The sequence below is a fragment of the Microcoleus sp. PH2017_12_PCY_D_A genome, from assembly GCF_020738565.1.
Classification (GTDB): Bacteria; Cyanobacteriota; Cyanobacteriia; order Cyanobacteriales; family Microcoleaceae; genus Microcoleus.
Genome location: NZ_JAEQCI010000015.1, coordinates 1 through 24020 on the forward strand (window position 1 = coordinate 1; position 24020 = coordinate 24020).

A 24020-nucleotide genomic window follows, 5' to 3' on the forward strand; every position below is an offset into this window, starting at 1 on the left:
GCGTCTTTCCATCATTGAGCAATAGTAAGATTAAGATTCTCTCTCTAATTTCTCCATTTTGTTCTTGTTTTAATGCTTTTTGAAGCTTTTTGACTTGCTGTGCATTTAGATGATTTTTGGCTGGCATACTTCGGGCTTTTCTGTGACTTGTGATTTATTATTATACCAGTTTTAATGCGAAACAGCTTACATGACTTCCCATCCCCCATTCGGCCATATTTCCCAGTAGTTGAGCAGTTTTTTGTAGCTGCTTTCTCTGTTTGACAATCTGTACCGACTGCAACCCTAAAAGCAAACCGATAAACAGCATACTCCAACTAAGAAACCAATGCGTTGCCGTCCCCGCAAATGTCACAATTAATTCGAGATTAGCAATTAAATATTGAGACTTAATCCCAATCACAACATAAAAAGCTACCACCATCAGAGCCCGTACCACACTTTCCGGTGGAATCAGCCAATCATCAATACCCTTAGCCCAATGGAATCGCAATCCTTGCAAAGTAGCAATCATCAGAGAAAATAACCAAAAGACAACGTGACTAGGATTTTGGAAAAAATCTAGCCCGTCTATCGGCAGATCAATCAGCGTATAGATACCAACGCAGATCGGGTTTCCCCAAAAACGGTGGCATTTCGAGTTCGACAGATACCAAGCCTGAACAAGCATTGCTACTATCAGTAAATATTCAGTTGGATCTGTGATAAATTTGAACAAACCAGCTAATATAAAGTCTGATAAACTCTTCAGAATTAAAAAATGACCGCTGTTACTTAATACTTCACTGAGAAATGCACTGGTGCGGCTTCCTTGTAGCCGACTTTTCCATACATTTTTTGACTTTAGACTTGATTTTGCCGTTTCAATACTTCTATTTCTCATCTTAATTAAAGGTCAGCGACCAGAGAATTATTATATACCAGTCTCCCAAAAAAGATGCAACTGTAGAGAGGAGTCAAACCACGATATTCATCAGTTATCCCCGAAAAACAAATCTATTAGACATCTCCCATAATTATTGTGGAACAGGCATCCTGCCTGTTCGACCGAGGCTTTTTGGGAGATGTCTATTAGCTATCTTCTTCTGTTGTTTGCTGGCGGCGTTTCCGAAAAATACCAGTCATATTGATTCCTGTTACCAGCAGCAAAATCACACCCAAACCTACCAAAAACACATAGATTGGCATCAAAAAGTTTCCCAAATATTCTCCTTGGTGGATATTCATAAAAACTTCTCCTACCTCTTTCGGCATCTTAAACCAACTTCTGCCAACTCGATAGATTACACCTGTCACCGTACTGACTGCTAAAGGCAAGACAATAATCGGTGTAGCAATACGGTGAACCTTACGAAAATCAAGTTTAGCACCTGGTCTTTCAGGGCGTGCGCCACCCAAAAATTTGGTCATCGTCAAACCAGTAACTATCAGCCCAATCACTCCCAAAGCCAGCAAAAGCACATAAAATGGTCTGAGTTCCTTTCCGAGATAGCTTCCTTGGTGAATATCCATAAAAATCTCAGCAGCATCACCTTCTATGCCCAACCAATCTTCTCCCAGCCGATAGGCAACACCCGTCAAGGCACTCAATAGTAAAGGGATGAAAATAATCGGTGCAACTTGGCGGTGAAGTTTGCGAAATTTAGCGTTAACCATCTATTTATTATCCTATTTTTTAGATGTTTTGTTGTTGACAAATTAGATATTCTTGGACGAACGGGTAGGCAGAAACCGGGTTGTTTTGCGAAAATATTTCGTTGTTACCCGCAGATTCGGTAAAAAACCCGGTTTCTTTGGTCGAAGTGGGTAAGTCCTGTTGTGAAAAACCCGGCTTCGGCGCAAATCCTAGCATTATGAAAAAGTGAAATCAGCCGCGTTAATATTTCCAGCATTAACTCCTTTCAAGACTGCCAAATATTGACCCGTACTTGCTATCTGTAACAGAGTATCGCTAGCATAAATTCCAGTTCCTTGAGTGATATTAATGTTAGAAAATCCTAAGCCATCTTTCAGCTTCAGTATGTCTGCGCCTTTTTGAAAGTCCGTGATGATATCAGCGATATCGAGAGTATTTGTAGCCGATCGCCCTTCTAGCTCAAATAAATCCGAACCCATACCGCCGGTCAGAATATCTTTGCCCTTCCCTCCTTCGAGAATATCATTGCCTGCGCCGCCGTCAAGCGTGTCTTGACCCTTGCCTCCTTCTAGTTTATCGTTGCCGCTGTTGCCGCTCAAAATATCATTGCCATTGCGTCCTTTTAAAGCAACATTATTGCCAGGAATTCCTGTCAGGATGTCGTTACCATCTGTACCTTTAATTTCATTCTGATAGAAATTACCGCCACTTTCGTATCCCTGAGAGCTGATAGACAAACTGTTTATAACTGGGGTATAACTGGAAGAAGCAACAGGTTGATTGACCGAAAACCCCATCTCGTAACCGCTTTCACCACGGCTTTCGTAGCCTGAATTGCTGTTATTAATGTTGTAACGGCTGTCATTGCCACTTTCGTAGCCTGAATTGCTGTTATTAATGTTGTAACGGCTGTCATTGCCACTTTCGTAGCCTGAATTGCTGTCGCCACTTTCGCCACTTTCGCCACTTTCGCCCATTGAGAGTTGGTCTCTCTCCGATGATACTCGATCGACCTCTATGGAGTTATCTTTGGTCACATAGGACTGTCCCACGCCTGTCCAAATTTTAGTTTGGTTGCTCATCTGTTAGATCCTGGTTGTTTAACTCATCTACAATTACTGTGACAAAACAAAGTAAAGAACTCGGAAAGACCTAAAATTTATTTCATCCGCTTCCAAAACCTCCTCAATAGTCCTGGACGCACGACATCTATATCTCGTGTGAATGTAGGGGCTCTTGGCCCCGTGGTTGCCCTTATCCCTTGGTTTCTTGCGTAAGTCCTGCTCAACCTAAACATCAGCCCATTTTCGCAGCAAATTAGCAATGCTTTTGGATAGCAAGTCAAACTCCGCTGTCTTTCCAGACTTCTGAAAAAGGGTATCGCGAACCGTATCCAAATCAAATAGAATTTCTCGTTTGTGAGCATCCCGAACTAAACTCTGCACCCAACTCACCGCCGCTAGTCTTTCACCTTCAGTGACAGGTTCCACACGATGTAAAGTTGTAGTAGGATAAACAACCATTGAACCAGCATCAAGTTTAAAAGCTTGTTCGCCTTGGGTACTTTCAATCACTAATTCCCCGCCCGTATAAGTGGCTGGATCGCTGAGAAATAGAGTGAGAGATAAATCCGATCGCATTAGTTCTTCATCTCCCATAATCGCATTATCAATATGTGTCCCGTAGTACATTCCTCCCTGATAGCGACTAAACATAATGGGACGAATTGCTTTAGGGCGCGCCGCTATTTGGAATAAAGAATTGCGTTTTAGTGCTTGATTGACTAAATTTCTGAGTTCCTGAGTTGGAGCCGCATCATTTTTTAGTTGAGCATTATTTTTTACTTGTTGGGCGTACCAACCTGCTGTTAACTTCCCATCGACAAATTCAGCATTTTTTAGGCGATCGACAATTACTCGTAATTCCTCTGAATTCAGAATATTGGCCATACAGATAATCATTTGGGACACTCCTACAGGTTGCTAATGGACTCGCATTGTAGCAGCAATAAGGTAATGTCTGTGCAAACAATTTTTAGATGTTTTTGGTTCTTTCCGAGTTCTTTACTTTTTTCTGGGATAGTAGCAGTAATCACCCAGAATAACGCTTTTTGAAATATGCAAAATAAAACTAAGATTTGGCTCGGCATTGGAGCTTGCGTTTTAACCTCTGTAGCTGCTAGTGCGATCGCATCTCAGAATGATAGCAATGTTAATCAATTTTCCCCTATTTCTCTTTTAAGTAATGCTGCTAATTCATCGATGAGCAACAGCAAGCCAGTTAAACCGATCGTCTTAATGAGTAGCAGTGGCGGCGAACAAGGAGAAAGCGGCGAAGGAAAAAAACCAAAACCCCGGAAAAAAAGTAGTTTCACTTCTGAATTTTCATTGACAGATAGTAATGTCACAATGACAGCTTCCAAGGGCGGGGAAAAAGGAGAAAAAGGAGAAAAAGGAGAAAGCGGTGAACAAGGAGAATCTGGGGAGAAGAGTTAAGGTTTTCTATTAATATCAACTCTTAAGCTATAGCGATCCTAAATCATTTGCATAATTCTTGTAGGGGCAATCCCCCCGTGGTTGCCCAATCTCTCGGAGGGCGGGCACTCTTGGCACCGCCCCTACATATCTGCATGAATGATTTAGGATTGCTATACTGAGGAGAATTTTACTTGAAAACAGCTACCTACTCCTAGCTGACTGGTAACGCTAATTTCTCCTCGGTGGCTTTGGACAATTGCTTGGGCGATCGCCAATCCCATCCCCAAACCCCCTGCACGGCGATTTCTGGCTCGATCGGCTCTCCAAAATCTGTCGAAAACTAACTTGACATCTTCTGGAGCAATGCCGATGCCAGTATCCTCTACACTCACAATTGTCGATCGGTTCTGTCTGCTCAGAGAAACAGTCACAATTCCGCCCGCTGGTGTATAATGAATTGCGTTTCCGATCAAGTTAGAAAACAAACGAGTTAGCTGTGCAGCATCTCCCATTACAGACGTATCAATGGCTAAATTTGACTTGAGAACAATTTGCTTTTCTTGAGCTTGCAGTTCCCACAAATCTAGCAAATCCTCTAATAATTCGTCTAACGGAACCGCTATCCACTCGCGAACGATCGTGGCTGCTGGTGCATCCATTCTAGTTAATAAAAGTAAGTCTTCAACTAATTGAGTCATCTGTTTAGTAGCAGAGGCGATCGCCACCATTTTCTTAACATCGGCTGCATGAATTCTCTCAGGATGACTCTGCATAACTTCCACTGAGGTTTTAATCGCCGTCAGCGGACTTCTCAACTCGTGAGAAGCATCAGCAGTGAATTGTTTTAACTGCTGAAAACTATCCTCAATTGGCTTGAGAGATTGCTTAGTCAGCCACAAACCACCAACCGCAGTCAAGCTCAGGAAAATAATACTTCCATAACCCAAATTCCAGCGGAGTCTGCTGAGAACTTCTTCAACTTCTTTAGTAGATTCGCTGGTGCGAATATAACCTTTTAATTCTTGATTTTTATCATCATAATAAATGTAAACGGGAATTGTTGCCGACCGAATTTGCCCGTTTTGTATGGTTTGGAAACCCGATTTTATTATTACAGGCGGTAAAGTCTTGCCGGAATTTCCTAGCATTTCACCTGTTTCATTAAACCATTCTACAGATTGATCTGGTTCCCGCAGATTTTGCCAAGGAATGTCTAAGTCTCCGTCTTTATCTAAATGACGAGTTACTTTTTCGCGATCGAGTTCAATCTGAAAGTCATCATTGCGCTGTTCACTTTGTTGATGAGATAGATCGCCTTTTTTTTCTGGATGTTCAGAAAGGTGCTGCTTTTCGATCGCAACTAAACTGTGAGAAGCTGCTTGAGCCAAAACCTCCAATCGCTGGTCTAATTCTTGATAAAGACTGCTGGCAAATAATTCATAAACAGCAATAGCAGAAGTTCCTAAAATAGCTACCATCACTGTTAAGTAAGATAGCAATAAACGCCATCCCAAAGCTTGAAATTGGGGATTAGAGGTTTTGGTTGAGCCGATAACCCATGCCATAAATAGTCTCAATAAAATTAGCTGGTGCGCCTGCTGCTTTCAGTTTTTGTCGCAAACCCCGGAGATGAACTTTTACGGTTTCTTCTCCTGGCGAGTCTTCAAAAGCCCATATATGGTCTAGGATAGCACTCCGTGTTAAAACGCGCCCTCCTGTTCGCAGGAATAATTCTAGCAAACTGTACTCCTTTGGTGTAAAGTGCAGCAAATTATCGCGATAAGTAACTTCGCAGGTATTCGGGTTTAAACGCAGATTTTCCCACTCTAATACTGGTGGCAAAGTTGTACTTCCCCGCCGCAGTAAGGCTCTAATTCTTGCTGCTAATTCTGGCAAATCAAAGGGTTTAACGACATAATCATCTGCTCCGGCATCTAGTCCTATGACTTTATCATTGCTGGTGTCTCTGGCTGTTAGCATGAGCACGGGGGTTTTTAAACCTTGTCGGCGCAAGCGCTGACACAGGGTGATTCCATCTATTTTTGGCAGCATCACATCTAGCAGAATTAAGTCATAGGTAAAAGTTTCTGCAAAGTTCCAACCTTCTTGACCGTCGGCGGCTATGTCTACGGCATAATGTTGGTCGGTGAGGGCTTCTGCTAATGCTTGAGCAATGCGATCGTCGTCTTCTACTAATAGAATCTTCATAGTTTACTGCTAAAATATTGTTGATTGTTGATTGTGATATCGCATAGTTTTTTTTCGGAATGATTAAACCTTAGTGTCAACAAACACCTCAGATCAATTTCGGCTGCGCCGGAATGATATAGAGGAGACTGCACGTGCCGTTTCCCTACCGTTATGAATTGGGAGACGGCACTGCCGTGTCCTGATTTCGGGTAATATTAATTCCGATGCAACCGGAAATGATATGAGTCAAAAAGTCGATCGCCCGCCATGCAAAATCCCGGAGCTTTGGTGACTGTAAAAGCAGCCATCAAACCCCCAGGATTTAATGTTTTCCTCTTAAACGAGGCTAAAATTGTAATCGGTTTGGCTTAATCAGCAGTAGCCAATTCGGTACTACCGCCGCCGCGCTTCCGCGTCAGGGTATTGAACAGCATTTGACCGACAGCTTTAATCAAATTGCCTTCTAACTCCATAAACATCTTCATGTTCATGCCAAAAGCTGCATTAGCTTCGTCAACAATGCGCTCTGCTGTAGCTTCGTCAATCGGCAATTCATTCATTGCCTGACGGTAGTTAGCTTTGAACTCTTTTTCATCAGGAATATCGTGGAATTCGTAGAAAGCAGTGCCTTCTCCCTCGGTAAGATTCATCCCCCGCTGAGCAATTCCCTTGAGGATTTGTCCGCCGGATAAGTCGCCTAGGTAGCGAGTGTAAGATTGAGCTACTAACAGTTCCGGTGCGGTAGCCGAGATTTCATGAATCCGCTGCACGTAGGCTTTAGCGGCTGCTGACGGAGCTACTTGTTCGCGCCAATTGGCACCGTAGTAGTAGAACAAATCTTGCTCTAAGCTTTGTTTGCGATTCAACTCAGAAAAGTAAATTTTTGAAACAACCGGATGCTGCTTTTGGCGTTCCATTTCCTCTTCCATTGCCGAGTAGACAAAGTAGAGGTTTCCTACTAACTTCCGGTAAGAAGTTTTTTCTACAACGCCTTTTAAAAAGCACTTGACAAAACCAACGTTTTCTGCCATTGTGTGAGACTTTTTGGTTCCCTCACGCAATTTTGTCGCTAAATTGATGCTCATGCTATACTGCCTAACCTTCTATTTTTGTGGTAGCTGATGGATGCGCCAAAAATCTAAAATTTACCTAAGCACTTACCTTAGAGCAATTTGATGAGAGATTGTATTAATTTTTATAACAAAAGTTGGCAGCAGTCAGTTGGCAGTTGGCTCCGAAAGCAGTTGACAGTTGACTCCGAAAGCAGGAAAGCAGTTGGCAGTTGACTCCGAAAGCAGTAGTCATCAGTCATTCAGTAGCCATCAGCCATCAGCCACTAACTAATGACTAATGACTAATGACTAATGACTAATGACTAATGACTCATGACTCATGACTCATGACTAACTTAGATGTCCAAGTCGAGGAGGTTGAGTTTGGGGCCGTAGGTTTCGATGAATTCGCGGCGGGGGGCGACTCGATCGCCCATTAAGATGGTAAAGATGCGATCGGCCTCTGCGGCGTCTTCAATCTCCACCCGTTTCAGCGTGCGAGTTTCCGGGTTCATCGTGGTATCCCACAACTGCGTCGGCATCATTTCGCCCAAACCTTTGAACCGCTGGATGGTGTAGTTAGCATTCGCAGGGAATTCGTTACGGATCAGATTGTTCATTTCGCGATCGCTGTAACAGTAGTAATGATTGCGTCCCCGTTCTACTTTGTACAGAGGAGGGCAGGCAATATAGATGTAACCTTGTTCTACAAGGGCCCGCTGGTAGCGGTAGAAGAAGGTCAGCAATAGCGTGCGGATGTGGGCCCCATCTACGTCAGCGTCAGTCATAATTACTATGTGGTGATACCGCAATTGTCCAGGATCGAATTCCTCGCCTTTGATACCCAAACCCAGCGCTGTAATTAACGACTGAATTTCATTATTTTTGTAGATTTTGGCGTCATCGGTTTTCTCAATGTTGAGAATTTTACCGCGCAAAGGCAGAATTGCTTGGAATTGGCGATCGCGCCCTTGCTTCGCGCTGTTGTGTACAAAAACTCCCGCACCTAGTGCAAAGTTGTGGCTGTTAGGCACTTCGATGTCGTAAACATCGTGCCGTTCCTCTACAGCTTCGATCGACACAACGCGGTGGTTGTAGTTACGAACTGCTTGGCGAGCATATACTTCGTCACCATTAAAGTAGCGATCGCAAAACGTCTCATACTTCAACAAACACTTGTCTTTTTTTGTCCTCCGATAAATATTGTAATAATCTACATTAATCCAGCCCCATTTCAATTGAACAGTCTTCAATGCTTCCAGAGTTTTGCGGTAATAAGTTTCGTCCAAAGCTGCTTTGCGTTTGCGGCGAAACTCCGGCGTCCACTGTTCCTTAGTTTTTTCGCGCCGCCAGTCCAGCAACTCCTCATTTTGCCACTGTTCTTTGGCAAATTGCGAATGAGCCTCCCGCGCTTCAGGATTGTTAGCAAAATGATTGCGAACCCTTTCCGACTGAGCTAAGCGGTTTTCTTCAGAACTCCAATACTCTTGCTGCGCTTGGTTGAGCTGTTCATTATTTTGCTCGCGATAATCTTCATTAGTGTCGTAAAACTCACGCCACTTGCTCGTCATGTAAGCTTTATACTCTTCATCTTCCCACTGAGCCTTCGCCTGTTCCGAGAGAATTTGCCTGGTTTCAGGCTGCTGCATCCGCTCTTTCATCATGGCCCGAAATTCATCAGTCATGTGAGCTTGACGGCTCTTTTCAATGACATCCGGCCTGTGCAATGTTTTCTCAAGGTTGGCGCGGTGTAAAGCCAAGTGTTCCTGAGCAGGTAGCCGCTGAATATTGGTCGGATTGTTGTTGAGTTTGTTGAAATCAACGTGATGGCGGTGGTTGCCATCTGATGATTGATACACCTCATGTTTCAGGTTGTAGAAATCCGATAACAAATGACTGTAAATCCACTTGTCGCTGTTGGGATTCCAAACCATTTCGTAACCGTTAAGTCCCTGCCCATTTTGGTTCTTTTTAGACAACTGGCGGTTGAGAGGCATTAAGGAATCGTCCGGTGTCAGCATCGCTGCTGCTTTGTAAGTGCCATCCCGCAACATGAACGGATGATCTGGAGTACAAGTGATTGTCTCCCCATTGTCTAATGTCAATTTGATAACCTCAGCATTTGCTTTAGTCATGCGAGCATTGGTTATCCGCTCAAACCCGATGTTTCCACTCTCGCGAATGGTGTAGCAAAAGTGTTCTTTACCTTCTGCTTGTTCGTCAACTATCTCTTTGAAGGTTTTTGTTGTGCCATCCGCTAATAATATTTTCTCCGAAGAAAGAAAACAGCCGCCGGCTGAATCCCCCTCAACCAGGTATATCTCAGACAGGGCAGGGTCTCTGGAGCTACAGTCCGCTAATTTTCCGGGCAAAGGAGACGATTCTAAGACGGATTTTCGGCGAACTAAATCGCGGGCGCGGCGGGCTGCTTCTGCGGCTTTAAATGCCTGAATTGCTTTTTCCAAAATAGCGTCGGCTACTTGGGGGCGAAATTCCAAATATTCTGTCAATACTTCGCCTACCAAGGAATCAACTATTCCTCGGACTTCGGTATTTCCTAGCTTTGTTTTGGTTTGGCCTTCAAATTCTGGGTCTGGGACTTTGACGGAAATCACGGCTGTTAAACCTTCGCGGACGTTTTCGCCGGCGAGGTTGGCTTCGTTTTCTTTGATTTTGTTGCGCTTGCGGGCGATCGAATTCATCGTGCGCGTCAAAACAGCCTTCAAACCTTCTAAGTGCGTACCGCCGTCGATCGTCCGAATGTTGTTAGCAAAACCCAGAACGTTGTCGCTAAAAGCATCGACGCACCACTGCAAAGCCACTTCTATCTGCACGTTGTTGCGTTCTCCTTGCACGTAGATCACTTCTTCGTGCAGGGGCTGCTTTTCGCGGTTCATGTAGGCGATATATTCCTTGATTCCGCCCTCGTAACAGTATGTTTCGATGCGAGGTTCGCTACTTTTGAGCAGTTCCAAACGGTGGTCGCTAAACGTAATTCTCACGCCCGCATTCAAGTAACCCAATTCTCGCAAGCGCCCCGCGAGTATAGTGTAATCAAATTCAATGCCAGTGCTAAATATTTGAGTATCTGGCAAGAAAGAAACTGAAGTGCCGGTGCGAGTGCCTTTGTTGGGCTTGGCATTAAGTTCAGTAACTGGAAAGCCTCTTTCATAGCGCTGTAAATGTTCTTTTTGGTCGCGCCAAACTGTCACTTCTACCCACTCGGACAGCGCGTTAACAACAGAAATACCTACACCGTGCAATCCTCCAGAAACCTTGTAGCCACCACCGCCAAATTTACCGCCGGCGTGGAGTACAGTCATTACTGTTTCTATTCCCGATTTGCCAGTCTTAGCAACGATGCCGGTCGGAATACCCCGGCCGTCGTCTGTCACGGTAACGGAACCGTCGGCGTTGAGGTCAATCTCGATGTGAGTGCAGTGGCCAGCCAGCGCCTCATCGATGGAATTGTCCACAACCTCGTAAACTAGATGGTGGAGTCCTCGCGGGCCGGTGGTACCGATGTACATCCCCGGTCGTTTGCGGACTGCTTCGAGACCTTCGAGAACTTGAATCTGATCGGCGCTGTAGCTGCTGGTCATACAAAAATAGCTCCAATAATGAGGCCTTAAGCCCCAAAAGCTTCTAAAATGGGAAAACTCCTAAAATTATAGCACAAAACCGTTAAAGGCGCTGCTAGGGCTTTCTGAATGGAAATTTATCGGGGGGACGGAGGGGGAATTGTTTTGAGATTGCTTCGGGATGGACGAAGCGTAGCGCCGTCAATTAGCTGAAGAAGAGAGGATTCGGGGATTTGACGGTTTTTATAGGGAAATGCAATATGTTTTTTAAGTGTGCGACGGCTTATGTTTAGATTAATTACGATTTGCGGGGCGACGGCGACGGGGAAGTCTGGAGTGGCTGTGGAAGTGGCCGATCGACTGAAATCTTCGATCTTGAGTGCAGACTCCCGTCAAGTGTACCGCGAATTTGACATCGGAACGGCAAAACCGACGGCGAGCGATCGCGCGAATGTACCGCATCACTTAATTGACATCTGCGATCCGACGGAAACTCTAACACTCGCAGAGTACCAGCAGCAAGCTCAAAAAATAATTGCTGCTGTTGATTCTCCTATGTTGTTGGTTGGAGGAACTGGCTTGTATATTAAGTCGATCGTCCGTGGTTTGAAAATTCCGAGGGTAGGGCCGATTCCCGAATTGCGATCGCAACTTGCCGAACTCGGACAATCTCAATGTTACGCGATGTTGCAGCAGGTCGATCGCCCGGCCGCCGAGAAAATTCACCTCAACGATTCCTTCAGAACCTTAAGAGCACTCGAAGTATTTTATGTCACCGGGCGCTCTATTTCGGAACAGCAGGGCGAAAATCCTCCCAATTATCCTATTCTACAAATAGGGTTGGATTGTGATATTGATGTTTTGGGCGATCGAATCAAACAGCGCACCGAACAAATGCTAGAACGCGGTTGGCTGGCTGAAGTAGAATATTTGTGTAAAAAATACGGCTGCGACTTACCGTTGTTGAACACCCTGGGCTATCAGGAAATCAAACAATATTTAGCTGGCGACATTAAGCTGGAAGAAGCTAAAGAATTAACAATTTTGCACACGAGGCAATTTGCCAAGAGACAGCGGACATGGTTTCGAGCGTATCCTGAAATTGAATGGTTTGATGTTAGCGCGCCAGATTTACTGGAACGAGTGTGGCAGAGAGTGCAAGAGTTTATTGTTAATAACTAACCGTAGGGTTCGTCAGCGGGCTGAATGTTTTGATTGCTTACTCAAGATTTTTTCCCCGCTGACGCACCCTACAATAACACGCCCGTAGGGTGCGTCAGCGGGCTGAATGTTTTGATTGCTTACTCAAGATTTTTTCCCCGCTGACGCACCCTACAATAACTTTATTCCGCAGAAATGAAAGGACTGAAGTCCTCACTACAAACCTAATAATTTTCAATTAAAGAAACTATCTGAGCATAATCAAAATCCTTTGCCAAAAAAGCTAAAGCCTCAGCCACAGATTCATCTATCTCGCGAATTTCCTCTATGCAACTGTCAACTTTATTCATATCGCAAAGGCTGGAAGCTGCCAATAACTCCGCCAACAATTCAGCGGGCAAATCAGCTAAAACCGACCGACTCAAAGCAGCTTGGATATCGACTTTAGTCAAATCATTGTTGCTAGCAGGTTCGTCATAAATAAAATTCACGCCAATATGTTTGTGAAGGGCATCAAATATGTCTGCTTCCCGGAACGGTTTGCGGATAAAGTCATCGCAGCCAGCTAAAGAAACAACCGCTCTTTCTTCTTCTAAAACACTAGCAGTTACAGCAATAATTGCAGTAGCTTGACCTTTAACAGTGCCTTTAATTTGTTTAGTGGCTTCGTACCCGTCCATGACCGGCATTCTCATATCCATCAAAATTAAATGCGGTTCCCAATCATTCCAAATCTCAACAGCTTCTTGACCGTTACAGGCTTCTTTAAGTTCAAAACCGAGAGGAGAAAGCAGTTTGAGCAGCAGCAAATTATTGCTGGGTTTGTCATCAACAATCAAAATTCGATACTTAGGTTGATTCGGTGCGAGGCAAATCACTTGTACCGCCGTCTTTTTGCCTTCTATTTCCCTGGGATCGATGACACTAATTTGAGTGTCGAATACAAAAGTTGTTCCGACTCCCAATTCTGAAAAGACACTCATCTTGCCCCCCATTAACTCTACAAAATTGCGGCTGATTGGCAGTCCCAAACCAGTGCCTTCTTGGGAGTTCTTACCAGTTTGGGTTTGCACAAAAGCTTCAAAAAGACTATCTAATTCATCGGCGGCGATACCGGGCCCAGTGTCGGAGATTGCAAAATTCAGGAAGCACAAAGATGCAGAATCTAAATCCTTAGGATTTTCGGGCTGGCTAATTTTATATTTTTCAAGACTCTGATTGGCGGGAATATTTAAATTTTCCCACTTGTCCGCAACATTAACAATGTTATCGGGTTTTAGCCTGCTTGGTTCTGGTTTGAGGTTGACTTTTACTGAAACTCCTCCTGCTTGAGTAAATTTGAGAGCGTTGTTGAGCAAATTTATTAAAACTTGTCGCAATTTGACTTCATCTGTGCGGACGTATCTGGGAACCTCGGGGCTGTATTCTACTATTAATTGCAGTTTCTTGTCGTCAGCTTTGATATGGAACATATCTTCTATATCGTCGATAAACTGATAAAAATCAAAGTTTTTACAGTTGAGAACAGTCCGACCAGCTTCTATTTTTGATAAATCTAATACTTGGTTAATTAAAGTTAGCAAATGGTCGCCGCTGCGAGTAATAATTGCGACATTATCTTGATGCTCTTTGGGTAGATTTTGGCTGCGGAGCATGATTTGAGAAAAACCGAGGATGGCGTTGAGGGGAGAGCGCAATTCGTGACTCATGTTGGCTAAAAAGCTGCTCTTCGCTTCGTTGGCTACTTCGGCTTTTTTCTTGGCAAGAGCGAGTTCCGATGTGCGCTCTTCTACTTTTGTTTCTAAGGTGCGGTTGGACTCTGCTAGATTAGTATAAAGTCTGGCATTTTCTATGGAGATGGCTGCCGAGGCTGATAAGACTTTCAGCAGTTCTAATCTGTCTGATGTAAATGCTCCTGCGATCAGGTTGTTTTCTAGGTAAATTATGCCGATAAGTTGACCTTGGTTCAGCAGCGGCGCGCACAATATTGATTTGTTTTGATGCTGTTTGATATAGGGGTCGCTGTTAAAACTTTTGCTGGTAAATGCTTGGTTTAAAACTACTGTTTCTCCGGTACGGGCGACATAATTAACAATCGATACTGGTAGGTTATTATCTATAGGTATTGACTGCAATACCGCAATGTTGTCGGAATCGATCGCACCCGCAGCTTCGATTAGCAATTCGGAATAGTTGTCAATATCTGAGTCGGAATGGAAAATCAAATAGCCTCGTTGTGCTCCGGCATTTTCCATCAGTATTTTCATCAAAGAAGCCAGCAACTTATCCAAGAGGATTTCGCCAGAAATGGCTTGACTGGCTTTCACTACCGCAGCTAAATCTAAAGCTGAACTTTCTAAACCAGGGGTGTTTAATTGGCTGGCTATAGTTACTGTACTGCTATCATGAAATTGAGTTTGTGATGTGGATTTTATTGATAATTCTGGGTGAGTTGCTTCTAACTTTTCTAGTTTGCGTTTGGCGCCCCAAATTAGATAGTTGTAGTGCGCTTTTTTGAGGTAAATTTGGGCAAATTCTGCTTTACCTTTGCTCAGCCAGAAATTGGCTGCTAATTCTGCGGCTAGGGCTTCGTTTTGGATAAATTCGCCGTCTCTGGCTGAAGCAATGGATCGATCGTACAAATCGATCGCCTCCATCTCCTTACCCGCAATCCGCGCCATCTCCCCAGCCACCAATAAGTATTTATGCTCAAAGTTTTCTGGACAGCGATCGGCCCAGATTTTCATCTGTTTTTGATTGGCTTTCAGCTTTCTCAGGTATTTTTGCCGATCGCCCTTGGAAGCTTGCGCGTAAAGTGCAGCTAAAGTTAGCGAGTAATAAAAATTATGTTCGGCTACAATAATTGTACCCATCGCCAAACCCAATTTTTTCTCAGCAAGTTCCACAGCATAACTGAGAGCTTCTGCATACTTTCCGTACAAATACAAAACCTGGCATTTCAAAATTTGATAGCCGCAAATCGCCAAAAAACTGCCTTGATTAGAACACCGATTTAAATATTGCCGCTCGCTAATTTCGCCATTAGAAAACACCTCACAATCAGAAGTTTCTCCCAGTAAATTAAACAGAGATATCTGACAGCCGAGTAAATAATCAGTAGCAATTTGATTGTTAGTTTTAAAGTTAAACAGCAGAAAATTCCACACTTCTACACGCAGAGATTCGAGATTTTTGCCCTGGGCGATAGAATACATCATTTTGTAAAGCTGAATGTAACCTGCAAATTGCAATTCGCCGGATTCTATACCCGCTTGATAGCCGTTATTGCTAATCGAATCCGACAGTTTTAGAGGCTGTATCCAGTGATTTAAATGAGCGACAAGCATTTCCGATGCCTTGCATTTTTGAGTCAAATCGTGAAAGCGATCGCTCAAATTGAGAGCTAACATCCCAAACTCGTATCCCGATCGACAATCAGCCCTCGCAGCCGACAAAACCAAGCCGTAGCAAGCATAGCTGTAAGATGATTCCGGCACCGGGCCGTATTTCAGAGAAAGATTGACAGATTTTGTAACAACTAATTGGTAAAGTATCGGATTGGAAAACAAACTCGCGGGAATAATTTTATCCAGAAGTTTCATCGCGGTTCTTTTTTCCGAAATCGTCATTTCCGGTACGTGCAGCAAAGCAGCAATTGGGCGATCGCCTAATTGCGCTTCTGCGGCTGCTAGTTCGGCTCTGCGAGCTTGCAGCAACTGTTTTTGAGGCAGCTCAACCCCCAACAAACGCAAGCCCTGGCGTCCAAATTCAATTGCTTGCTCGTATTCGCCCAACATGGTATGCAGCGTAATTAGGCGATCGAAAAATTCCGCTTTTTCCACCGCCAATTGCAACTGCGGCAGTGCCAAATTAATCAAAAATTGCGATCGCTCGAAATTGCCTAGCAGATAATTTAATTCCGCAGCTTCCAGATACAACTGTCTCGTCAAATGATATTCAGTTTCCCAGCTATCCGCAGCCAAAAGCTCGATCCCAAAGCTCAAATACTTGACAGCAGCCGCGTAAGCTGTAGCAGCTTTGGCTTTTTTACCAGCTAAAAGATTGAGTTTGGCAATTTTATCTCTTTCCGTGCGATCGATCTTTAGCGCTAACTCCCATTCTCTCGCCTCTTCTTTCGCCCCAGCCGCCAGATTTAACTGATCGACAATTTCAAAAAGCTCCTCCGACAAATCTTCACCATCGCTATTATCCAATAACAAGCGACCGATTTGCAAATGAACCGCTTTTTTCTGCCCTTCGTCAATCAAAGCATAAGCCGCTTGTTGCACGCGATCGTGCAAAAACTTGTACTCTTCAAACAACAGTTCAACATCCAAATCTGACACCGGGAAAATCAAACCAGCTTCCAATGCCGGATTCAAATCTGAGAAAACCAAATCTGGGGATTTTTCACAGATTTTGGATAAAGTAGTTAAGTCAAAAGATGCCCCAGCACAAGCTGCCAAACGCAAAATATCTTGCGTTGCTTCCGGCAATTTTCTTAAATTGTTTACCATCAAATCTACCACATTGTCAGTGATATCCATTGCTTCTATTTGAGCAATATCCCAATGCCAAAATCCTCCAAAACCTCTATTCTTTAGGCTATTTGGTTCCCGAATGGATAGCTCGCCAGATTCTCCGAAACTAAAATTTATCAAATTTTCCGAATGCAGGGTTTTGAGAAATTGATTGACAAAAAAAGGATTGCCGTGAGTTTTGCATAACACCAATTCAGCCAAAGATTGCACAGATATAGCATCGGCACACACAGTCTCAGCTATCAACTCGCTAATATCTTCAATAATCAAATCAGCTAAATAAATAAAATCAATTGTAGCGCCTTCTTTTTGCATTTCATCCACAGCAATCATTAAAGGATGATGGGCGCTGACTTCATTGTCTCGATAGGCTCCAATCAGCAATAAATATTGTGTATCAGTATCCACTACCATCAACTGAATTAAATTGAGAGTAGCTGCATCTACCCACTGCAAATCGTCCAAAAAAATCACAAGGGGATGTTCTGGCGAACAAAACACGCGAATGAATTTTTCAAACACAAAATAGAAACGAATTTGTGCTTCATTTGGCCTTAACTCTGCTACCTGGGGCTGTTTGCCGATAATTAATTCTACTTCGGGAATTACATCAATAATTACTTGACCGTTTGCACCCAATGCAGTTAAAAGTTTAGTGCGCCACTCATCGAGTTTTGCGGAACTTTCGGTTAGCAGTTGCTGTACCAATCCCGAGAAAGCGCTAATAATCGCTGAATAGGGAATGTCGCGCTGAAATTGGTCAAATTTGCCGGAAATAAAATAGCCGCGTTTTTCAGTAATTGGTTTGTAAATTTCTTGTACCAGCGATGATTTCCCAATGCCGGAATAACCCGCAACGAGCATCATTTCGCTTCCAGTAAAATTGTGTTCGGGGTTAGCAACTCGCTCGAATGCTGCTAGCAAAGCCTGCACTTGCGCCGCCCGCCCGTAAAGTTTTTGAGGTATTTGAAATCGATCGGAAATATCTTCTTTAGCTAAAGGAAACTCTAAAATAGTTCCTGTTGTTTGTAATTGACGCAGACATTCTTCTAAGTCTGCTTGAATTCCCCAAGCACTTTGATAGCGGTCTTCGGCGTTTTTTTCTAACAGTTTCATTACTATTTCTGAAACTGCGGCAGGTATTTCGGGATTTATTTTGTCGATGGGTAAGGGCTGTTTTGCAATGTGAGAGTGTACCAATTCCATTGCATCTTTGGTGTCAAAAGGCAACTGATTGGTTAGGAGTTCGTAAAAAGTAATGCCGAGGGAATAAAAATCTGTACGGTAATCTAGAGAACGGTTCATTCTCCCGGTTTGTTCCGGTGAAATGTAGGCTAAAGTTCCTTCTAAAATATTGGGATTTTTGATCGCGGGAGTTTCGCGGGTTAACAGGGTGGAAATGCCGAAGTCGATGATTTGGATTTTCCCGGTTTTTTGGTTGAGAATAATGTTGGCTGGGTTGATGTCTTTGTGGATGATGTTTGCTGCGTGAATTTGTCCTAATATTGCGGCGGCTTGTATGCCGATATTGAGAAATTCAGACAGGCTAAAGCTTTGCTGTTCCTGCATTTTTTTCAACGAGAAACCGCCAAAATCTTCTAAGATTATAACGAGAGTGTTGCGATATTTTTGTAAGTCGTAGGCTTTGATGACTCCTGGCAGGTTGAGGATTTGCAGAATTTTGTATTCCTGTCGGTAGCGGACTATTTCGCCGGGAGTTGGATAGTCTTCGTTGAGCAGTTTGAGAATGATTGGCTGTTGATTTTGTTCTCTGATAGCTCGATAAACTGTTGAATTAGAATTTTCGTATATTTTATTTAATGTTTGAATGCCGGGAATTTCAAGCATTGTATATTTTTCCTTTTTTATTAATTGGAAATTAAATGAGAATAAGACCGGGCATAGGGCATAGGGCATAGGGCATAGGGCATAGGGCATAGGGCATATCTCACCATGCTTGAGAACCGCTATAGAATAAGACCGGGCGGTTGAAACCGCCTCTATACAGGCAAAACCCGGATGGTGCGCGGGTTGAAGAGTCGGCGGTTGAAATTAGGTTTTTTCTTCTGTCCGCGCACCATCCGGACATCGTTTGTGTAGACGCGGTTTCAACCATACGTCCTATCTGGGTGTGAAATTTCGCTAACTGTAAAGACTTGCGACATATTCGCCGTAACCGTTATAGGGCAAAGTTGGGCGAGTTTCCCACGACCAACTGTTACCGGGGCCGACTACTCGTTCGCTGGCTTGCGACCATCTGGGGTGCGGTTTGTCGGGTTCGACATTGGCTTCAAAGGCGTATTCGTTGGGGCCGATGGTATTCCAAAAAGTGGCGGGCTGTTGTTCGACAAATTCAATTTTAACGATCGACTTTGCGCCCTTAAAACCGTATTTCCACGGAATCACCTGCCGCAGGGGCGCCCCATTTTGTTTGGGTAAGCGTCGCCCGTACAATCCTGTGGCAAAAAATGCTAAATCGTTGGCCATTTCCTCGATTCGCATACCTTCGGTATAAGGCCAGGGATAAAATTGCGACATCAAACCGGGGCCGGGAGTGATTTTTGAGTCGTAAAATGAGGTGAAGCGAACGAATTTAGCATTCGATTGCGGTTCGACATCAGCCATGAGTAATTTCATGGGAAATCCGACCCAAGGAACTACCATCGACCAGGCTTCTACGCAACGAAATCGATAAACTCGTTCTTCGATGGGAAATTTTTTGTGGAGGTCGTCAATATCGTAAGTGCGGGGATTTTTGACTAAACCAGTTACTTCTACTTTCCAGTTTTCGGTTGGTAAAGCTTGGGCGGCTTGCCAAATAGATTTTGTGCCGCCGTATTCGTAAAAGTTGTTATATTTTGTAGATAAGGCTTCGTCGGTAATTGCCCGATCGACTTTTGCAAAAGCCGGATTCCGGGTCAATCCAGTGTAGGCTTGGGTTGAGCTTTTTTCTAGAGCAGTTTTTGAGCTGTCATTGCTTTGACATCCTGTCAGCGGTAACAGGGAAGCCGTCACGCCGGCGCCAATTAAATTGGTCATGAAGCGGCGGCGGTTGAGAAAGGCTGTTTCTGAGGTAATTTCTGAGTCGGGAATTTCCCAAGGTTTGGGAATGCGAATTAACGGCATAGTTCAGTTAACAGTTGACAGTTGACAGTTGACAGTTGACCGCTTGAGGGCTACCTCTCCATAAAAGGAAGAGGATTGAAACAGTGAATAATTTTGTTTTATTTCCCCCGTTGAGGAGGAGGCTTTAAACCATTATTCTTCGTGATAGTTAAAAGTTAGTAGTTAGTTTGGCGAAAGTTGCCAAAATTTCAATTTTTCACTTGATTGGAAATTTGAAATTGACTCCCTTGCCGCAATTACTATATCTACAATGACAGTATACCGTAATTCGTTGATAACGAACCCAGCCGAGCAATCATGTTCGGTGCGATCGACTTATTCAACTAAATGAGCAGGAGTCCCGGGTTCTACTTCCAGGTGAGCGTGGGGAGGAATGCGCGTGAGTGAAGAGCTCCGCCCCGAACCAAAACGATAGCTTTAGACGCCGGAAGGTGAGGGGCGGTCGGCTCACTGTGTAAATTATTTTGCATCACTACTTGCATCTTCTGTGTTCACGAGATACAATCTTATCAGAGTTTGTGAAAAATAATGCCCCAAGTAATCACTGCCAAACTAAAGTTAAACTTGAACGCCGAACAAAAAGCTTTGGTATCGATGACTACTTTGGCTTATCGTGATGCCTTGAATTATACTTCACAAATTGCTTTTGACGAAGGCAAAACCAGTAACGGTCTTAGGTTGCAAAAAGCAGTCTATAACGAATTGCGATCTCGATTTGGACTCGGTGCTCAGATGGCTTGCAACGTACCAAGACAAGTGTCGGCAACCTACAAAACCCTCTGGACTAAAGTCAAGCAATCTAACGATGCTATTGCCAAAGGATACACCAAGAAACGATACAAAGGACTAGACAAAGTTCCTAAGTATGTTTCTAGAACCTGCACCTTGAACTATCAGCGTGACTACTCCTTTAAGGCTGAGCAACGTGTAAGTATTATCACCCTACAAGGTCGAGTTGTAGTTTCGTATGACGGCTATAACAAGCACTTGGCATTGATTGCCGGCGTGGCCAAGATTGGGGCGGCAAAGATTGTTTATCAGCGCTCTTCCAAGACTTACTATTTAATGGTGAGTATTGAAGTAGCCGCCCCGGAAATTGACCCATTGAAAATGACTAGAGTTTCTGGTGTTGATGTGGGGATGCGCTACCTTGCGGTAGAAACAGACTTGCAAAATAAGTCGAAGTTCTATTCAGGGAAAAATGCTAGGCATAAAGCTAACCGCTATCACAAGGCTAGACAAACTCTTCAGCGTAAAGGCACTCGCTCGGCAAAGCGCAGATTAATCGCTTTGTCAGGAAGAGAAAGACGGTTTATCGCTGACGTGAACCACCAAATTAGCAAGGAAATTGCTAAGCCTAACAGTTTAATCGGGCTGGAGAACTTGACCGGAATCCGGGAGAGAACCAAGTCTAAGTCTGGCAAAAAGGCGAGCAAAAAACAGCGGAAAGCTAATCGGAACAAAGCTAAATGGTCTTTTGCCGAATTGCATGGCTATATCGACTACAAAGCTAATCTGAATGGTTCTTTGGCTACTAAAGTGCCAGCGCATTATACTTCGCAAAGTTGTCCGAAATGCGGGCATACTTCGACAGATAATAGACCGAAGAAAGGACTATTGTTTCGTTGTGAATGTTGCGGACACGAGCTTCATGCTGATTTGGTAGGTGCGCGAAATATTGCCATGAGAACGTTGCTTGTTCGGCAAGACTGGACGAGTACGGGGAGCGTGTCAGCATCCCCTGATGTGTCGGGCTGTGAAACTAAAGCTGAGATTCTCCAGAGATTCTCGGAATTGCGGTGGAGCTCAGATACAAGCCCACATCTCGTGCGGTACTCCGCTTGATGCTGGGTAGTTGACATTATTTAATTTGTCCACAGGAAGCGGCACGCACCGCCCCGCTTTCCTCCCCCACTCCTCCCTTTAAATCGGACGGGGGTCTCCAGCGGCAAGACAAATGAGTTACTGCATAAATCCCAATTGCCAGAATCCCAAAAATCTCGATCGCGCGACAGTCTGCACAAGTTGCGAGTCTAACTTGCTGCTAAAAGGGCGGTACCGAGTCTTTCACACCCTCGGTCAAAGTATCGCTTGCCGCACCTTCCTAGCAGCCGATGAAGACCAACCAGCGCAACCCCGCTGCGTCATTCAACAGTTCTGCGGCCCCGTGCCGTCAATCGCCGACGGTCAACACCAGTTCAACCGGACATTTTTGGGTTCTGCCTCAGTTCTCGACAAGTTGGGCAAACACCGGCAAATACCGAAACTGCTGGCATCTTTTGAAGTCGAAGGCTGCCAGTATTTAGTGCAAGAATACATTGAAGGGCGCAATTTGGCCGATCGGCTTTCGGAAAAAGGCGTTTTTAAAGAAATTCACATTTGGTATCTGCTGAGCGAGTTGTTACCAGTGCTGGAATTTGTCCACGAAAATCAACTGATTCACCGAGATATCAAACCGTCCAATATTATTCACCGCAAATCTTCCCAAACCTCCGCAGCAATAGTCGGGAAAGAGCATCTGGAGTCTTGGGAGGAGGAATCAGGGCTAATTTTAGTCGATTTCGGCGCCGCAATTCCTGCCAACAGCGGGCCACTGAAAACAGAAACAGTGACGGGTTCTGCCGAATACGCGGCGCCGGAACAAATTAAAGGTGAAGCAATTAAGAGCAGCGACATCTACAGTTTGGGCGTGACTTGCATTCACTTGTTAACGGGAATGTCGCCCTTTGATTTGTTTGACATCAAAGCCGACGCTTGGGCCTGGAGGCATTATTTGAAAGTACCGGTTTCGGCCAGACTCGGCCGCATCCTGGATAAAATGGTGCAGCGAGAACCATCAAAACGCTATCGATCGATCGAAGCAATTCTCACAGACATGAAATACGGCCCGACACCGATAGAGGTGATTGTCAGCAAACCCAAGTGGACTTTAGCTTTGTGGGGAGGAGCCGCAGTTGCCCTGATTTCAGTAATGCTGGGTTCTAGCTTGTCATCGACTGTACCGCAGGCATTCACTTCCAACGAGCCTGTTTCTAACATTCCCGATATTCGGTTCGACCCGCCCCCCATGCAGAATTTCAGCAGTGAGCCATCGCTGTCACGGCCGGCAGTGCGGACTCTGACGGAGCAAGACAAAAATCCGGTGTGGGCGGTAGCAGTCACTCCCAACGGCCGCGTCATAGTCAGCGGCAACAACGACGGCACAATTCACCTGCTGCACAAGCGTCACGGCAAAGTGCTCAAGGTTTTGGCAGCACATTTGGGGCCCGTGTGGTCGGTGGCAGTCAGTCCCGACGGCAGGACGATCGCCAGCGGTGGCGCTGACGGTACGATTAAACTGTGGAATTTCTATTCTGGCAAGTTAATTCGGACATTGGACGGACACACAGACGGTGTGTTCTCAGTGGTGTTCAGTCCCGACGGCCAAGCCCTGGCCAGTGTCGGTAAGGACAATACTTTGAAGCTGTGGCAAGTCGAAGGCGGGGCCGAGTTGCAAACACTCAAAGGGATAACCGACGAAGTGCATTCGGTAGCTTTCAGTGCCTATAAAGACACTTTGTTTGCTGGCAAAGGCGACGGTACGATCGAGATGTGGAATTGGAAAACAGGGGCATTCCAAGCCACTCTCACGGGTCATGTTGATGCTGTTTCAGCCCTTGCCATCAGCCCCGACGGTACAATTTTGGGCAGTGGCGGCTGGGACAATACGGTGAGGATTTGGGATATCACCACGGATCACGGGCCCGAACCGTCGGGTGAGGTGACTTTTGCCGATCATACCGATCGAATTGGGTCTGTAGCTTTCAGTCCCGACGGCGCGACGCTAGCCAGTGCCGATTTGAGTGGAACTATCAAGCTGTGGGCGATGGATGGCGGGGAGCAAGGCACGCTGAAAGGTCATTCTACTTGGGTGGAATTGGCTTTTAATCCTCAGGACAAAACTCTGATCAGCGGTAGTTATGACGACACGATTAAGGTGTGGCAAGTGTCTCCTTAATTTGTGCGATCGATTGTCCGGGCGATCGAGTTAAATCAAGGTACGTAGTTGCGATGCAAGCGCTCTTAGGAATGAGAATTAAATAACTTAAAATTTTTATTGTTCTTGTGGGATGGGCGGGGGAACCCGCCCAGAACTGGTTCTCCCGCCCATTCCACTTTCAAGAGTGAAGTTATTAAATTTTCGTTCCTTATCTATATCAAAGAGCGCTTGCATCGCAACTACGTACCTAAAAATCAACCCCAATAAAAGTGCCAAT

Annotated in this window: 14 protein-coding genes and 1 pseudogene; 4 read left to right on the top strand and 11 right to left on the bottom strand. The window is 44.7% G+C overall.

Translation table 11 applies throughout. The features are described 5' to 3' along the window. From JGK39_RS02975 to JGK39_RS02995, 5 genes and pseudogenes are all read right to left on the bottom strand, one after another. A pseudogene (locus tag JGK39_RS02975) lies at positions 1–127 on the bottom strand (IS630 family transposase); the annotation flags it as partial. Positions 128–160: 33 nt separating this feature from the next. Next, positions 161–514, bottom strand: coding sequence for a hypothetical protein (locus tag JGK39_RS02980; RefSeq protein WP_293295756.1), 354 nt, complete (start codon positions 512–514; stop codon positions 161–163). Between the two features lie 557 nt (positions 515–1071). After that, complete coding sequence (locus JGK39_RS02985) at positions 1072–1656, bottom strand: PepSY domain-containing protein (RefSeq protein WP_293251342.1); 585 nt, start codon at positions 1654–1656, stop codon at positions 1072–1074. A 195-nt stretch (positions 1657–1851) separates the two neighbouring features. Beyond that, positions 1852–2718: a hypothetical protein gene (locus JGK39_RS02990; protein WP_293251340.1), complete on the bottom strand. Its 867-nt coding sequence runs from the start codon at positions 2716–2718 to the stop codon at positions 1852–1854. Positions 2719–2925: 207 nt separating this feature from the next. Beyond that, positions 2926–3585: a Fe2+-dependent dioxygenase gene (locus JGK39_RS02995; protein WP_293251338.1), complete on the bottom strand. Its 660-nt coding sequence runs from the start codon at positions 3583–3585 to the stop codon at positions 2926–2928. A 168-nt stretch (positions 3586–3753) separates the two neighbouring features. Here JGK39_RS02995 and JGK39_RS03000 point away from each other — a divergent pair, with 168 nt between their 5' ends. Then, complete coding sequence (locus tag JGK39_RS03000; protein ID WP_293251336.1) at positions 3754–4131, top strand: hypothetical protein; 378 nt, start codon at positions 3754–3756, stop codon at positions 4129–4131. Positions 4132–4283: 152 nt separating this feature from the next. Here JGK39_RS03000 and JGK39_RS03005 read toward each other — a convergent pair whose 3' ends face one another. From JGK39_RS03005 to gyrB, 4 genes are all read right to left on the bottom strand, one after another. Next, positions 4284–5678 carry a HAMP domain-containing sensor histidine kinase gene (locus JGK39_RS03005; RefSeq protein WP_293251334.1) on the bottom strand — a complete coding sequence of 465 codons (1395 nt, stop codon included), beginning with the start codon at positions 5676–5678 and terminating at the stop codon, positions 4284–4286. Continuing rightward, positions 5644–6321 carry a response regulator transcription factor gene (locus JGK39_RS03010; protein WP_293251332.1) on the bottom strand — a complete coding sequence of 226 codons (678 nt, stop codon included), beginning with the start codon at positions 6319–6321 and terminating at the stop codon, positions 5644–5646. The genes JGK39_RS03005 and JGK39_RS03010 overlap by 35 nt, the downstream gene beginning before the upstream one ends. Positions 6322–6671: 350 nt before the next feature. After that, positions 6672–7388 (bottom strand): heme oxygenase (biliverdin-producing), encoded by a 717-nt coding sequence (locus JGK39_RS03015; RefSeq protein WP_293251330.1) that lies wholly within the window; start codon positions 7386–7388, stop codon positions 6672–6674. A gap of 323 nt (positions 7389–7711) precedes the next feature. After that, on the bottom strand, positions 7712–10957 hold the full coding sequence (gene gyrB / locus JGK39_RS03020; RefSeq protein WP_293295754.1) for a DNA topoisomerase (ATP-hydrolyzing) subunit B: 3246 nt from the start codon (positions 10955–10957) through the stop codon (positions 7712–7714). A gap of 264 nt (positions 10958–11221) precedes the next feature. Between gyrB and miaA the strand changes: the two genes are divergently transcribed. Continuing rightward, positions 11222–12118, top strand: a complete 897-nt coding sequence (miaA, locus tag JGK39_RS03025) for a tRNA (adenosine(37)-N6)-dimethylallyltransferase MiaA (RefSeq protein ID WP_293295752.1) — start codon at positions 11222–11224, stop codon at positions 12116–12118. Positions 12119–12321: 203 nt separating this feature from the next. Here the strand turns inward: miaA and JGK39_RS03030 are convergent, their stop codons facing one another. Both JGK39_RS03030 and msrP read right to left on the bottom strand, forming a co-directional pair. Then, the gene (locus JGK39_RS03030) at positions 12322–18486 is read right to left on the bottom strand and encodes an AAA family ATPase (RefSeq protein WP_293251324.1); all 6165 of its coding nucleotides are present in this window, start codon (positions 18484–18486) and stop codon (positions 12322–12324) included. A gap of 294 nt (positions 18487–18780) precedes the next feature. Then, the gene (gene msrP / locus JGK39_RS03035) at positions 18781–19764 is read right to left on the bottom strand and encodes a protein-methionine-sulfoxide reductase catalytic subunit MsrP (protein ID WP_293295750.1); all 984 of its coding nucleotides are present in this window, start codon (positions 19762–19764) and stop codon (positions 18781–18783) included. A 528-nt stretch (positions 19765–20292) separates the two neighbouring features. On the opposite strand from msrP, the gene JGK39_RS03040 reads away from it, so the two are divergent. Both JGK39_RS03040 and JGK39_RS03045 read left to right on the top strand, forming a co-directional pair. Beyond that, on the top strand, positions 20293–21609 hold the full coding sequence (locus JGK39_RS03040) for a transposase (RefSeq protein WP_293295748.1): 1317 nt from the start codon (positions 20293–20295) through the stop codon (positions 21607–21609). Between the two features lie 112 nt (positions 21610–21721). After that, a complete protein-coding gene (locus JGK39_RS03045) occupies positions 21722–23761 on the top strand; it encodes a serine/threonine-protein kinase (RefSeq protein WP_293251320.1) in 2040 nt (679 codons plus the stop codon). The last annotated feature ends 259 nt before the right edge of the window (positions 23762–24020 follow it).

Coding starts and splice junctions, on each gene's coding strand:
- JGK39_RS02995 (WP_293251338.1), bottom strand. CDS start 3,585: ATGGCCAATATTCTGAATTCAGAGGAATTACGAGTAATTGTCGATCGC.
- JGK39_RS03000 (WP_293251336.1), top strand. CDS start 3,754: ATGCAAAATAAAACTAAGATTTGGCTCGGCATTGGAGCTTGCGTTTTA.
- miaA (WP_293295752.1), top strand. CDS start 11,222: ATGTTTAGATTAATTACGATTTGCGGGGCGACGGCGACGGGGAAGTCT.
- JGK39_RS03005 (WP_293251334.1), bottom strand. CDS start 5,678: ATGGCATGGGTTATCGGCTCAACCAAAACCTCTAATCCCCAATTTCAA.
- JGK39_RS03010 (WP_293251332.1), bottom strand. CDS start 6,321: ATGAAGATTCTATTAGTAGAAGACGACGATCGCATTGCTCAAGCATTA.
- JGK39_RS03030 (WP_293251324.1), bottom strand. CDS start 18,486: ATGCTTGAAATTCCCGGCATTCAAACATTAAATAAAATATACGAAAAT.
- JGK39_RS03040 (WP_293295748.1), top strand. CDS start 20,293: ATGCCCCAAGTAATCACTGCCAAACTAAAGTTAAACTTGAACGCCGAA.
- gyrB (WP_293295754.1), bottom strand. CDS start 10,957: ATGACCAGCAGCTACAGCGCCGATCAGATTCAAGTTCTCGAAGGTCTC.
- JGK39_RS03045 (WP_293251320.1), top strand. CDS start 21,722: ATGAGTTACTGCATAAATCCCAATTGCCAGAATCCCAAAAATCTCGAT.
- JGK39_RS02990 (WP_293251340.1), bottom strand. CDS start 2,718: ATGAGCAACCAAACTAAAATTTGGACAGGCGTGGGACAGTCCTATGTG.
- JGK39_RS03015 (WP_293251330.1), bottom strand. CDS start 7,388: ATGAGCATCAATTTAGCGACAAAATTGCGTGAGGGAACCAAAAAGTCT.
- msrP (WP_293295750.1), bottom strand. CDS start 19,764: ATGCCGTTAATTCGCATTCCCAAACCTTGGGAAATTCCCGACTCAGAA.
- JGK39_RS02985 (WP_293251342.1), bottom strand. CDS start 1,656: ATGGTTAACGCTAAATTTCGCAAACTTCACCGCCAAGTTGCACCGATT.
- JGK39_RS02980 (WP_293295756.1), bottom strand. CDS start 514: ATGATTGCTACTTTGCAAGGATTGCGATTCCATTGGGCTAAGGGTATT.